We start from the raw sequence: 13192 nt of genomic DNA, 5'->3' as shown, positions 1-13192 counted from the left end.
CTTTATGAATTCTTTTGTGCGGCAGATGAAAATTGAAGATTTTTTATCGTTTTCAGACGCTTCATGACATGATTCTCTTTTCCGAAATATTGAACCAGCTCTTTATATTCAGCGTATAGCTTTTCATATACGGCAGCATGTTCAGCGTTTGGCGTATAGGATATATCTTTCAGTTTCCCCATGTGCGCCGCTGCCTCTGTGACGTCATCATAGCCGCCGTTTTCTTTACCGGCCGCAAGCGCGCCGAAAATGGCAGATCCTAAGGCAGGGGCTTGCGGTGAACCTGAGATTTTAATATCCATGTTTGTGACATCCGCATAAATCTGCATGACAAACGGGTTTTTCTCAGCAATACCGCCAGCTGCGTAAAGCTCTTCAATTGGCACTCCGCTTTCTCTAAATGTTTCAATAATCATCCTTGTGCCGTATGCTGTTGCTTCAACTAACGCTCGGTAAAGCTCTTCGGGTTTCGTCAGCAGCGTCATGCCAAGCAGCATCCCCGTTAGATCAGCATCAACAAGGGTTGAACGGTTTCCATTCCACCAATCCAGGGCAAGGAGACCACTCTCACCCGGTGCTTGCATGTTTGCCTTCTCGCTCAGCAGCTCGTGAATGCTGACGTTTTTTTTCTCCGCTTCCTCTTTATAGGCTTGCGGGACACACGTTTTCACGAACCATTCAAAATGATCGCCCACACAGGACTGTCCGGCTTCATACCCCGCAAATCCCGGAAGAATGCCGTTGTCCACGACCCCGCACATGCCGGGCACAATGTTTACCTCGTCTCCTAAGAGAACGTGGCATGTTGAGGTTCCCATAATCATCAGCATTTTTCCTGGTTCTGTGATACCGACAGCAGGAACAGAAACATGAGCGTCAACATTCGCAACAGCAACCGCTGTTCCCGGAAGGAGACCGGTCAGCTGTGCCATTTTTTCCGTCAGCCCGCCTGCTTTTTCCCCTACTGAGTGAATCGATCCCGCTAACTTGTCTTTTGTAATCGTTTTCATTACAGGGTGAAGTTTTTCAAAGAAATTCTCTGAAGGATATCCCGCTTTTTCACTCCAAATCGCTTTATAACCGGCTGTGCAGTTGCTTCGCTTCAGCGAGCCGCACAGCTGATACACGATCCAGTCAGCTGCTTCGATTATCCGATCAGCTGCTTTATAAATGTGCGGCGCTTCTTCGGCAATCTGCATCACCTTCGGAATCATCCATTCTGATGAAATCTTTCCTCCGTAGCGCTGTAAAAAAGCTTCTCCTTCTTCTTCGGCGATTTGATTGAGCCGATCAGCATGCTTTTGGGCGGCGTGATGCTTCCAAAGCTTCACATAGCTGTGCGGCTCCTCTTCAAATTCCGGCAGCATACATAATGGCTGTCCTTCACTGTCGACAGGCAAGATCGTACATGCCGTAAAATCAATTCCGATCCCGATGATCTCTTTTGGATCAACACCAGTCTGTTCAAGTAATGACGGAATCGTTGTTTCCAAGACTTCCAGATAATCTGCCGGATGCTGAAGCGCCCAGTCCCGCGGCAGCTTTTGACCCGTTTTGGGAAGGACGGTATCAATGACGGCGTGTGGATATTCTTTGACAGCCGCCGCCAGCTCTTCTCCAGTTTTGACGTGAACGAGCACCGCTCTTCCTGATAATGTTCCGAAATCAACACCTATTGTGTAAGCCAAGTGACATCCTCCTCTCTACTTTTGAAGCCTGTAAAGCGCCTCGTTCCATTTCAATTCATGTTTCAGCTTGTGAATCGATGTATCGCGAGAAATCAAGATACTTTCAACCCCCGCCATTTCCGCCCAATCCATCAATTGCTCCGCTGTCAATTCGTAAGACAAGCAGGTATGGTGTGCGCCGCCGGCTAAAATCCATGCCTCCGCCGCTGTTTTTAATGAAGGCTCAGGCTTCCAGAGAACGCGGGCGACAGGCAGATTCGGCATATCTTTCTCAATTTCCTGTCCTTTTACCTCATTGAGCACGAGACGGAAACGCCCTCCGATATCAACCAGACTCGCTTGAATGGCTGATCCGCTGATGCCATTGAATACAAACCGCGCCGGGTCATCCTTGCCTCCGATAGACAGCGGATGAACTTCAATTTTCGGCTGATCCAAAGCAACTGTCGGGCACACCTCAAGCATGTGTGAGCCAAGAATCATTTCATTTCCAGGTTCAAAATGGTACGTATAGTCTTCCATGAAGGACGTTCTTTTACCTTCAGCCATGATTTTCATCATCCGGACGAGAGCAGCCGTCTTCCAATCACCTTCTCCGGCGAACCCGTAGCCTTTTTCCATCAGCCTCTGAACGGCCAGCCCAGGCAGCTGTTTCATTCCGTGCAGCACTTCAAATGAAGTCGTAAAAGCCGTGTATCCGCCTTGTTCAAGAAAAGCGGTTAGGCCAAGTTCAATTTTCGCCTGTTCTTTAATGGACGCTATCTTTGCTTCGTCTCGTTTCGTTTCCTCGCTGATGACATAAAGCTTGTCATACGCTGCATAGAGTGTTTCGACCTCATCGTCAGTAATTCCATTCATTACTTCGACAAGATCCCCGATGCCATAGCCGTCAACCTGCCAGCCGAACTGGATATGCGCTCCCACCTTGTCTCCGTCCGTTACTGCAACATGGCGCATGTTATCTCCGAATCTGGCAACCTTGATATGTCTGCTTTCATTTAGCGCAGCCGCCGTATTCATCCACTGAGACATTTCTTTCTTTACCTCTTCATCATCCCAATAGCCCGCGACAACTTTACGGCTCAGCCCCATACGGGAATTGATGTACCCGTACTCGCGGTCGCCATGTGCGGATTGGTTGCTGTTCATAAAATCCATATCAATCGTATTCCATGGAATATCCCGATTGTATTGAGTGTGCAGATGCATAAGCGGTTTTTGGTAAGAGGAAAGGCCTTCTATCCACATTTTTGCGGGAGAAAATGTGTGCATCCATGTAATGATTCCGGCGCATGTTTCACTATACTCCGCTTCTCTTAACAGCTGTCTGATGGTTTCCGAGGAAGTTACAACAGGTTTATGCTTAATTTTATATCTGGAAGAAATGCCGCTAAGCCCCTCACAAATGCTTTTTGCATGCTGGTCTACCAGCTGCAGCGTTTCTTCTCCGTATAGATGCTGGCTTCCTGTTACAAACCAGAATTCATAATCTCTTGTCTGAAGCATGTTAACTGCCCCTTTCTTATAAAATAAAACGCTTCCAATTCTAAATTGATAGATACGTACTAATAAACAAAAACTAGTTAATTATCATTAATTTGTACGAACAACTTCATTATAGTAATTCAGTAGGATACTGTCAATCTTTTCTTTTAAAAAAGCCAGGTGTTCACCCGGCTTATCAGTTTAATAGGAAGGCCAGCCCGAACTCCAATTCAAATCATTGATTAGTAGCTTGGGAATGCCTTTATCTTTCGCGTCATAGGCATGGCGCACAAGTATGTTTCCATTTACAATATCCTGGCCTCCAGGCCCTTTCCATTGATCATTGCCGGAATCTAAGATGGTGCCTCCTCCTTCCAGCATGCTTTTTCCGTTTTTATCAAGATAAGGCCCTGTTATGCTTTTAGATCTCCCATAAGCAATTTTGTACGTACTATTTACCCCGTCACAGCATTTATCAAATGAAACCATTAAATAGTAGTAACCATTTTGATACGTGAGGGTAGGAGCCTCCAGCGCTCCGCTATTACTCGGTCTCGACGCAATGGAATAAAGCGATCCGGTAGGCTTCATCGTGTTCTTATCCAGCTTGGTCAGCTTGATTCCGCTCCAAAATGAGCCGAACGCAAGCCACGGATTGCCATCCTTGTCAAAGGTGAGTTCCGGGTCGATGGCGTTATAATTATCGGAGCTCGTCGACCGGATCACCAGGCCTTCGTCTTTCCAGCTTCCCGAGCTGATGCTTGTTGAAGAAGCAAGGCCTATGGCAGAGACATTTTTTCCGAAAGAAGAAACTGAATAATACAGCCAGTACTTTCCGTTATAATATTGAATGTCCGGTGCCCACTGGTTTTGGCCGTAATTCGGCACATAAGTGGACCACCATGATAAAGGTGTGCTGAAAATCGATTTTTGCACGGTCCAATTTTTAGCATCCGACGATTTGAGAACCCGCAGCCCCCTTTCTTCCGTAAGGCCTGTTCCAAACGCGTACCACGAGCTTCCCTCTTTGATCATCGTTGGATCATGAAGCAGTTCATTAGATGCTCCCCAAAATGCAGCGGATGCCGGAGAAGCGGAAGTCAATAACAAACCCGCCGTCAAAGCAGCACTCGAAAAGTGAAAGAACCGTTTCCATGCTTTTTTCTTTTTCAATTTTTTCAAACCTCCCTTATTTTAGAAAGCGCTTACAAATTGTGAAATTGAATCCTCCTTTCCTTACAAATGAGCTGCATCTCGTACGTGATCAGATTCAGGAATTTTTCGGTATCTCCTTTATTGTAGTCACTCCACCAAAATTTGTACAGACAAAAAAATAGAATCCGCCTCACAAGGCGGATTCTTCCGTATCTTTATTGGTACGTAATATCGTCAACCGTTTGCCGGTCTAACTTCTTAATGACTTCGGTGATTAATTTTACCGCGTTTTCATAATCGTCACGATGCAGCATGGCAGCGTGCGTATGAATGTATCGTGTTGCAATGGTAATGGACAGCGCAGGAACACCGTTTGCCGTCAAATGAATGGACCCGGAATCAGTTCCTCCGCCGGCGATCGCATCAAATTGATATGGAATGCCTGCTTCTTCTGCTGTATTGACAACTAAGTCACGAAGTCCTTTGTGGGAGACCATGGATGCATCGTACAGAATAATCTGCGGCCCTTCTCCCATTTTGCTTTGCGCTTCCTTCTCAGAAATCCCTGGCGTATCTCCGGCTATCCCTACATCAACACCGAAAGCAATATCAGGCTGTATCGTGTGCGCAGAGGTCTTCGCTCCTCTTAGGCCGACCTCTTCCTGTACAGTTCCAACACCATACACAACGTTTGGATGATCTGTGTCTTTTAAATTCCTCAAAACATCAATGGCGATCGCACAGCCGATACGGTTGTCCCACGCCTTTGCTAAAAGAAATTTTTCATTGTTCATGACCGTGAATTCAAAATGCGGAACGATCATATCACCTGGGAGTACGCCCCATTCCAATGCTTCCTCACGGCTTGAAGCTCCGATATCAACGAACATCTCTTTGATATCGACCGGTTTTTTTCTCGCTTCAGCAGATAAAATGTGCGGCGGCTTAGATCCGATAACACCTGTGACCTCTCCCTTTTTCGTCACGATGGTGACACGCTGAGCCAGCATGACTTGAGACCACCAGCCGCCGACAGTTTGAAAACGGATAAAGCCTTTATCGGTGATTTGTGTCACCATAAAGCCGACTTCGTCCAAATGCCCGGCAATCATAATTTTCGGGCCGTTTTCCGCACCTGTTTTTTTCGCAATTAAACTGCCAAGCCGGTCAGTTGTCACTTCATCAGCAAATGGTTCTATGTATGATTTCATCACTTGCCTTACTTCTCTTTCATTTCCCGGAATGCCTTTTGCATCAGTTAATTCCTTCAGCATGGTTAACGTTTCATCCAATTTTGCCATGATTCCAAAAACCTCCTTCATCTGTCCTGCATTATTATTATACAAAACCTGACGGTAACCATACGACTATTTCACTTAAAAAGCGGGTATATCTTTTTTAACAAACTTCTTTTAGAAAAAGTGAAACCTTTTTCTATGCTCTACGTATTACATCAGATCATCACAATGAGGGAGGTGCCTTCACACAATGTTTATCATGGTTCTCCGGATTTTATTGCTTGCTCTATTTGCTTACTGTATTTACGCCTTGGTCAAATATGTCGCAAATCCAAAGAGAAGATTGAAACTGGCCCAATCAAAAGAACTTTTTTATATTATCGATGAACAGAACAATACCCGAAAGAACTTTCAATTGACGTATAAAGGCGTGCTTTTTGAAGGAGAAAAGCATATTCCTTCCAAGGATCATCCGCTGTTCATCCACACCATCTTTGTATGGACGGAGTCTCCTGAGAAGCTAAAAAACTTTTCCGCAAAAGATTTTGAGAATATTGAAGAAAAAGTACTGGAGCGATATCCGGATTGTAAAATTGACTGGGATCTGCCCATTAAACTTGCAAAAAAAGCAGAAGAGCGGTAAACGCTTTTCTGCTTTTTTATAAATCAAACGGACTGTAATAGATGCCGATCAGCACCGCTTCAATCACCAAAAGAAACGGCACACCGTATTGAAAGGATGCGTGCTTCGTTTTATGTCTGAAGGTCTGCATGCCGAGCCAGACACCAAGCGCTCCAAACACGATGGCGATCAGCCACAGCCGGTCTTCAGAAATTCTCCACTTGTGGCGCTGCGCTCTTCGTTTATCTGCGCCCATCACCCAAAAACCGCACAGATTGATCAGAACTAGATATACAGCAATTATCATGTTGCCTCATCCTTTATATAAAAAAGCCGCTCTCTAAGAGCGGCTCTATATCATTATTTGTTTAATTGAGCTTTAGCAGCATCAGCAAGCTGATTGAATGCAGTAAGATCGTTTACAGCAAGATCAGCAAGCATTTTACGGTTTACTTCGATACCAGAAAGCTTAAGACCGTGCATTAAACGGCTGTAAGAAAGACCGTTCATGCGAGCAGCTGCGTTGATACGAGTGATCCAAAGCTTACGGAAATCACGTTTTTTCTGACGACGGTCACGGAAAGCATAGTTTCCAGATTTCATGACCTGCTGGTTAGCTACTTTGTATAATGTATGTTTTGAACCGAAATAACCTTTTGCTAATTTAAGAACCTTTTTACGACGCTTACGTGTAACAGTTCCGCCTTTTACTCTTGGCATTAAATTTCCCTCCTAATTGTTCCTTGTCCGATTACTTGATGTTAGCAAGCATTTGTTTGATACGTTTGAAGTCTCCTGCGCTTACAACAGCACTCTTGCGAAGCTTACGCTTTTGCTTTTGAGATTTGTTGGCGAATAAGTGACTTGTGTATGCATGAGAACGTTTTAACTTCCCAGAACCTGTCTTTTTAAAACGTTTAGCAGATCCGCGGTGAGTTTTCATTTTTGGCATGGGATTTCCTCCTTATTGCTTTTCGTTTTTCGGCGCGAGCATTAAGAACATGCTGCGGCCGTCCATTTTTGGTTTTGTTTCGACTGTCGCAACCTCAGCACATGCTTCAGAAAAACGGTCTAGTACACGCTGGCCGATTTCTTTATGAGTGATTGCGCGTCCTTTAAAGCGGATAGAAGCTTTCACTTTATCGCCTTTTTCAAGGAATTTAATCGCATTGCGCAACTTCGTGTTAAAGTCGTGCTCATCGATTGTCGGGCTTAATCTAACTTCTTTTAAGTTAATGATTTTTTGATTTTTGCGTGCTTCTTTGTCCTTTTTCTGCTGCTCGAATCTGAACTTTCCGTAGTCCATGATGCGGCAGACAGGCGGTTTTGCATTTGCTGCAACTAACACAAGGTCAAGATTTGCGCGGCCGGCTATTTCAAGTGCTTCCTGACGGGACTTGATTCCAAGCTGGTCGCCATTTTGTCCGATTAAGCGGACCTCACGTGCACGGATACCCTCATTAACCAATTGATCTTTGCTAATAATGAGCCACCTCCATAGTTTCTTCGAATTGATTCACAACTCTTTTGACTGCATTCTGCAGGCAAACAAAAAGTGCGGGCATTATAAAACACCCACACTACGAACATCTGTATCAATAAAAATGTACGGTCAACCTGCCAACTACATGAATGTGTCAATCAGGTGAGAAGCGGGTGCTTCTGCTTGTGATTTATATTCAATTCAATAACTATTCTACACAATGCCGGATGTTTAGTCAAGGATGACTTATCCGGAACAACTTTCTCATTGTAACATGGGTTATTTATGAGTGCAAGAGAGAAAAAGAAAATCTTTTATTCTTATCCAGAATGCAAGGTTCTGAACCCTCCAGCCAATCATGAAGGATTTTGTTAAACAGCATCGGCTGAGCCAGCGGCGCTCCATGCCGATCACTGGAAACATAACGGTTCTTGAATTTTCATTCATCTTTGCGATTTCAGCTGCCGATGCTTTCATCACTTTTCTTTCTTTTTCCCCGACTGTCACCAGCAGGCTGGTACTGGTTTGCCTGAGCGAATCGGGTATCGTGCAAGTCACATTAGTATTTGATAAAGCGTATCTGCACTCATTTGACTGCTTTCTTTATAGTATGTTTCGACGAATTGGCTGGCATGAAGATAAAGCATTTTTGTCTGAGCCTGGAAAAGATCAAAACGGCGCCACAAATGTTGAAAATGGCTGATTTGCTCTTCCCCATCAAGCCGCTGACACCCACGCCATGAATAAAAATCAGAAGTTGCTGATGCTCTGCACCAGATTCTGTTATATGAAGATCAATATACTACCTCATCCTTCTCCTTATTTCGCAGTTTACCAAAAACCACATATAGGAAAAAATACAAAACAAAGTGAATCTCACACTAAAAAAGCCGATATTAGAACGAGAAGGGAGTCTGACATATGAACAAACTGATACAGCTTACTCTATTTTTAACATTGATAGTAACCGGCTGCTCCAATAGCAACAGCATATCTTCAGAGCCAAAAGAAGAGACCGTTATCACAGCCGTAGCGTTTCATGAAAACAAGCTGGAGAAAGAGCTGAAAAACCTAAAACCCGTTTCATTGAAAATGGTGAATCCCCTCGCAACTGAATTAGGAAAGGTGAGGGCGAAGGAAGAAGCCGAGAAACAAAGGAAAATCGCTGCAGCGAAAAAACGTGAAAAAGAGCAGAGAGCGAAACGAAAGAAACAACAGGAGGAAGAAGCGGAACGGCAACGATTGGCACAGGCTGCAGCAGAGAGACAGCGATTAGAGGAAGCAGAAAGACAAGCTGAGCTTGAAAGGCAGCGTCAGGCAGCACTCCAAAAGCAGCAGGAAGCGGACGCCGAAAAAGAACGGCAAGCGCAGGCCCAGCGTCAGCAGAATGAGGCATCCTCATCTAACAGCCAAAATGCGCCATCTTCCCCAAGCCAGACAGATGATGCCATTCAACAGCCGGCTTCAGAGCTTCCTGATGACGACGGCTATGGTTATGAAGAACGAAAAAAGTGGCATGACGATCAAGTGGAATGGGGCATTAAACAAGGATATATCGATCCGGAAGACGCACCATAAAATAGAAAAAGCCAAGGGTTCAACCTTGGCTTATCCTCCGATCAGGTGCACGAACACAGGAATGACCAGAACCGTTACGACCCCGACAACGACAACAGCGATACTTGCCATCGCGGCTTCGACTTCACCCATCTCGATCCCGACAGCTACACCGAGTGCGTGTCCGGATGTTCCGAGAGCCAACCCTTTCGAAATGGGATTCTTCACTTTAAATATTTTTAAGAACAAAGCGCCGAGCGCATACACAATGACGGCGTTAAAGATAACAGCAAAAGCTGTGATATCGCTGATGCCGCCAATATCTTTTGATAAAGGAAGCGCAATCGCCGTTGTTGCCGCCTGCGGAAGCATACTTTTCATCACTGCCGCATCAAGGTGAATCCCTTTTGCAAGCAAATAGACAATCGTGACAGAGCAGATAGAGCCTGCGATAATGGAGGACATAATTTGCCACCAGTATTTTTTCAGTTTATCTCTTTGTTTGTACAATGGAATGGCAAAGGCAATCGTCGCGGGTTCCAAGAAAAACTTAATGATTTCTCCCCCGTTATTATAGTCAGCGTAAGAGAAACCGCCGATTTTCAAAAATGCAATCCCTAGCACCATCGCAACAAACAATGGAGTGAAAAGGAAGAACCCTTTTGTTTTTTTAAATAAAAAGGTGCCGATGCCGAAAGCGGCCAGTGATACGACAATTCCGAAATATGGACTCATTGTGCTTTCCATTTCATGAACCTCCTGCTTCTCTTAATGATGAACAAGTTCGTTTTTCTTCTGCGGGGGCTGTACTGTTTTTGCTTTTATGTCATCAGCAGTCTTGCGTTTTCCGCTCAGTGTAAGAATAAGCTGAGAAAACAGTCCTGTTGCCCCCAATAAAATAATCGTTGCGAGAAGAATGACAAGGACGATTTGCAGGCCGTATTGCTGCATCACACCAAGAGAATTCATAACAGATATACCTGATGGAACAAATAAAAATCCGATCAATGAGGTTAAAGACGCTCCGAGCGTTTCTACTTGGTCCAGTTTAATCACTTTCAAACATAATAGGAGAAATAATAAGACCAAACCTACAACCGACGCTGGTATAGGAATTGGGACAAAAGCGGCAATCATATTGGAAACCAGCATAATGACGGCAAAAATAAATGCTTGTGTTAAAAATCCGTACACTTTTTTAGCACTCATTTTCTTCACCTCTTTCTCTTTTGTACCCTCATTATAAATAAGAACCACTCTCTATTAAGCGCTTACATGATAACTTGCCGAATATTAAAGATGAGTTGCAGCATAAAAAGGATGAAATACAAAAAGCCGCCCCGTCAAATATGGAGCAGCTTTTTTAATTCCTTGGCATATGTCCGGCTGACCGGTATTTTCGATCCGTCTTTCATGATCAGATTATAGGTGGAATTAAACCATGGCTGTATCTCTTTGATGTACTCAGTATTAACGACAAAGCTTCGATGGACGCGGAGAAAATCAGTTTCCGGCAGTTTTTTTTCAATGACAACGAGCGTATCATTGACTGAATAAGATGCATCAAAGGTTTTCACATGGACATGGCCGTCTTCGGTTCCCGCAAAGATTATATCCTTCGTATCCACAATCACAATCGATTCGCCGACAGATAAGGCTAGTTTATGCTGGCTGGCATGGCTGATCTGTTCTGGTTCATCAATCTCCCGCTTTACCTTTTTATACTTTTTCATTGTTTGCCGAACCCTTTCTTCATCGAAAGGTTTGGTTAAGTAATCAAGAGCGTCCACTTCAAAAGCTTTAAGTGCATACTGGTCATAGGCCGTCGCAAACACAATAACCGGGGGATTCTTCATATTCTTCAATCGTTTTGCGATATCAAAACCATTCTCTCCGGATAAATCAACGTCTAAAAACAGCAAATCAGGCTTTTGATCCATCATTTGGTCAAATGCGGATTCAATATTTTCCGCTTCATTGATTTCTAATTCCTCATTTGTCCTTTTGAGCAAATAAGCCAGTTCATCTCTTGCCAGAATCTCATCATCAACTATTAACACCCTGAGCATGTTCTTCTCCCTCTTTCATTTGCTGCATAGGTACTTGAAAGGAAACCTCTGTCCCTTTATGTACCTCACTCTTGATATGTAATGCAGCCTGCTGGCCGAATAAACCGATCAGCCGCTGATTCAGATTATAAAGCGCAGTCCCTGTTCCTTCCTTAGAAGGCAGCGGTTTATTCCCCAGTTCCGGCAAGACGTCCGGCGGAATTCCGCGTCCATTGTCCGTGACCTTCATATAGACGGATGACTCATCAGATAAGACACAAACCGTTACTTTGCACATGTCTTGTTTTTTTGGAAATGCGTGCCGTAATGCGTTTTCAACAAGCACCTGTAAGACAAACGGAGGAATCTCAATTTGCTCCAGCCTGCTGTCAATATCAAGCTCAATCTTATATTTCCCGGGAAAACGCGCCTGTTCTAATGACAGATAGGCTTGAAGATGATTCAGCTCCTTCGAAAGCGGAATCAGCAGCTGCCTTGCTCCCTGGAGATTAGAACGAAAGTACACGCTAAGCTGCAGCAAAAGCTTACGGGTTTTTTCAACATCTGTCCGGCATAAAGCAGAAATCGTATTGATGGCATTAAATAAAAAATGCGGGTTAACCTGTGCTTGAAGCGCTTTGATTTCCGCATCCTTCAGAAGCTTGCTTTGCAGCTCGGCTTCACCGAGCTCAAGCTGTGTCGAAAACAGCATGGCCAGCCCCTCGGCAAGCTCCTCCTCTACCTGACTGAGACCGGCCGGGCTTTTAAAATACATTTTTAACGTTCCGATTGTGTTGCCGTTTGATGTCAAAGGCAGTACAATCGCCGCGTGCAAAGGGCATTCCGAATGGGTGCATTCAATCTCTTCCTGTGAAGTAGCCTTCATGATGCGCCCAGTTTTAATTACCTTTTTAGACAGACCTGTGATCAGGCTTTCAGATGGGATATGATGATCCATTCCCGCGCCGACATGCGCAAGTATTTTCTCATTGTCCGTCAGAGATACCGCATCCGTTCCGGTCATCTTATGGATGATGGCCGCTACACTTTTACAAGAGCTTTCATTTAACCCTTGACGGAAAAAAGGAAGCGTCTGATCGGCAATGGTCAGCACCCTGTGCGTTTCAAGCGCCCTTGCCTGTTCTTCCTTGCGAATAATGGCTTGAATAATCGACAGGAAAATAAAGCTGCCTGTTCCGTTAATGAGGATCATCGGAATCCCGATCATGCTGACAAGCTCCCAAGCGTCATTGAACGGCTTTGCCATCAGCAAAATAATGACCATTTGCAAGGTCTCCATACCGATCCCGACGAGGGCTGCGATACGCGGTGTCGGCATTCGATAGCGCTTCGTAAAATACCTGCCGATCCATCCCGCTAGAAACCCTGCTAAAACGGATGAGACCGCACAGCTTAAAGCCGTGCTGCCGCCGAGCGAAAAACGATGTAGGCCTGCTAATAAACCGATTCCCGCTCCTACAAACGGCCCGCCTAAAAGCCCGCCTATTTCAACGCCCAAAATACGGGTATTTGCAATAGAGCCCGACGGATCTATTGTAAACACCCAATCATTATTCACAATCATATGTTTTTGAATTTCGATGCCGGTATAATTGCTGATGATGCTGAAAAGAGAAAAAATAGAAATCAATACGGCTTTTCCTTTGTAGCCCTCCGGATTTTGAAGAGCCTGTCTGAAAAGTTTAGTGTGGGCCAGAATAAATCCCAATATAACAATAATCCCTACCCTTTCCAGCATCATGATCATTAATTGAATCATCTGTGTCACCTGTTCTTTCCCATTTCATTTTATCATTTTTTCGGTAAACCGTTTCATGGCTGACTGTTTTTTTAAAATCGTCTGAAAACATATTTCACAAGGCTTTTATCTATTGTAGAATAAACATGAGCCTTTT

15 protein-coding genes and 1 other annotated feature are annotated in these 13192 nt (G+C 44.5%); of the genes, 3 read left to right on the top strand and 12 right to left on the bottom strand.

Annotated features, from left to right (window positions below):
* Nucleotides 1-2: 2 nt before the first annotated feature.
* From araB to LNN34_RS01105, 4 genes are all read right to left on the bottom strand, one after another.
* On the bottom strand, nucleotides 3-1688 hold the full coding sequence (gene araB / locus LNN34_RS01120) for a ribulokinase (protein ID WP_069487081.1): 1686 nt from the start codon (nucleotides 1686-1688) through the stop codon (nucleotides 3-5).
* A gap of 15 nt (nucleotides 1689-1703) precedes the next feature.
* Nucleotides 1704-3194, bottom strand: a complete 1491-nt coding sequence (araA, locus tag LNN34_RS01115; RefSeq protein WP_069487080.1) for an L-arabinose isomerase — start codon at nucleotides 3192-3194, stop codon at nucleotides 1704-1706.
* A gap of 180 nt (nucleotides 3195-3374) precedes the next feature.
* Nucleotides 3375-4346, bottom strand: coding sequence for a glycoside hydrolase family 43 protein (locus LNN34_RS01110; RefSeq protein WP_229042556.1), 972 nt, complete (start codon nucleotides 4344-4346; stop codon nucleotides 3375-3377).
* A 197-nt stretch (nucleotides 4347-4543) separates the two neighbouring features.
* Nucleotides 4544-5629, bottom strand: coding sequence for a M42 family metallopeptidase (locus tag LNN34_RS01105; protein WP_024122431.1), 1086 nt, complete (start codon nucleotides 5627-5629; stop codon nucleotides 4544-4546).
* Nucleotides 5630-5816: 187 nt separating this feature from the next.
* Between LNN34_RS01105 and ysdB the strand changes: the two genes are divergently transcribed.
* Nucleotides 5817-6209 carry a sigma W pathway protein YsdB gene (gene ysdB / locus LNN34_RS01100; RefSeq protein WP_024122432.1) on the top strand — a complete coding sequence of 131 codons (393 nt, stop codon included), beginning with the start codon at nucleotides 5817-5819 and terminating at the stop codon, nucleotides 6207-6209.
* A 16-nt stretch (nucleotides 6210-6225) separates the two neighbouring features.
* On the opposite strand, the gene LNN34_RS01095 is transcribed toward ysdB, so the two are convergent.
* Genes LNN34_RS01095 through infC form a run of 4 tightly spaced genes read right to left on the bottom strand, consistent with a single transcriptional unit; the run spans nucleotide 6226 to nucleotide 7674 of the window.
* The gene (locus tag LNN34_RS01095) at nucleotides 6226-6495 is read right to left on the bottom strand and encodes a DUF1294 domain-containing protein (protein WP_059293445.1); all 270 of its coding nucleotides are present in this window, start codon (nucleotides 6493-6495) and stop codon (nucleotides 6226-6228) included.
* 53 nt (nucleotides 6496-6548) lie between these two features.
* A complete protein-coding gene (rplT, locus tag LNN34_RS01090; protein WP_003222420.1) occupies nucleotides 6549-6908 on the bottom strand; it encodes a 50S ribosomal protein L20 in 360 nt (119 codons plus the stop codon).
* Nucleotides 6909-6939: 31 nt separating this feature from the next.
* Complete coding sequence (rpmI, locus tag LNN34_RS01085; RefSeq protein WP_003222418.1) at nucleotides 6940-7140, bottom strand: 50S ribosomal protein L35; 201 nt, start codon at nucleotides 7138-7140, stop codon at nucleotides 6940-6942.
* 12 nt (nucleotides 7141-7152) lie between these two features.
* Entirely contained in the window at nucleotides 7153-7674 is a 522-nt protein-coding gene (gene infC, locus LNN34_RS01080) for a translation initiation factor IF-3 (RefSeq protein WP_071543361.1), read from the bottom strand.
* Nucleotides 7675-7731: 57 nt separating this feature from the next.
* Nucleotides 7732-7862 (bottom strand) — a sequence feature (ribosomal protein L20 leader region).
* A gap of 167 nt (nucleotides 7863-8029) precedes the next feature.
* Between infC and LNN34_RS01075 the strand changes: the two genes are divergently transcribed.
* Nucleotides 8030-8374, top strand: a complete 345-nt coding sequence (locus tag LNN34_RS01075) for a hypothetical protein (protein ID WP_069487078.1) — start codon at nucleotides 8030-8032, stop codon at nucleotides 8372-8374.
* A 218-nt stretch (nucleotides 8375-8592) separates the two neighbouring features.
* Complete coding sequence (locus tag LNN34_RS01070) at nucleotides 8593-9249, top strand: hypothetical protein (RefSeq protein ID WP_069487077.1); 657 nt, start codon at nucleotides 8593-8595, stop codon at nucleotides 9247-9249.
* A 30-nt stretch (nucleotides 9250-9279) separates the two neighbouring features.
* On the opposite strand, the gene lrgB is transcribed toward LNN34_RS01070, so the two are convergent.
* From lrgB to lytS, 4 genes are all read right to left on the bottom strand, one after another.
* On the bottom strand, nucleotides 9280-9975 hold the full coding sequence (gene lrgB / locus LNN34_RS01065) for an antiholin-like protein LrgB (protein WP_044153942.1): 696 nt from the start codon (nucleotides 9973-9975) through the stop codon (nucleotides 9280-9282).
* A gap of 21 nt (nucleotides 9976-9996) precedes the next feature.
* A complete protein-coding gene (lrgA, locus tag LNN34_RS01060) occupies nucleotides 9997-10437 on the bottom strand; it encodes an antiholin-like murein hydrolase modulator LrgA (RefSeq protein WP_044153938.1) in 441 nt (146 codons plus the stop codon).
* 134 nt (nucleotides 10438-10571) lie between these two features.
* The gene (locus LNN34_RS01055) at nucleotides 10572-11297 is read right to left on the bottom strand and encodes a LytR/AlgR family response regulator transcription factor (protein WP_044153936.1); all 726 of its coding nucleotides are present in this window, start codon (nucleotides 11295-11297) and stop codon (nucleotides 10572-10574) included.
* Nucleotides 11275-13056, bottom strand: a complete 1782-nt coding sequence (lytS, locus tag LNN34_RS01050; RefSeq protein WP_202647566.1) for a two-component system sensor histidine kinase LytS — start codon at nucleotides 13054-13056, stop codon at nucleotides 11275-11277. Before lytS ends, LNN34_RS01055 begins: the two co-directional genes overlap by 23 nt.
* Between the last annotated feature and the right edge of the window lie 136 nt (nucleotides 13057-13192).

The sequence above is a fragment of the Bacillus sp. AF23 genome, assembly GCF_020861455.1.
In the GTDB taxonomy this organism is placed as follows: Bacteria; Bacillota; Bacilli; order Bacillales; family Bacillaceae; genus Bacillus; species Bacillus halotolerans.
Note: the sequence above shows the minus strand (reverse complement) of the source record. Positions and strands in the feature narration are given on the sequence as shown.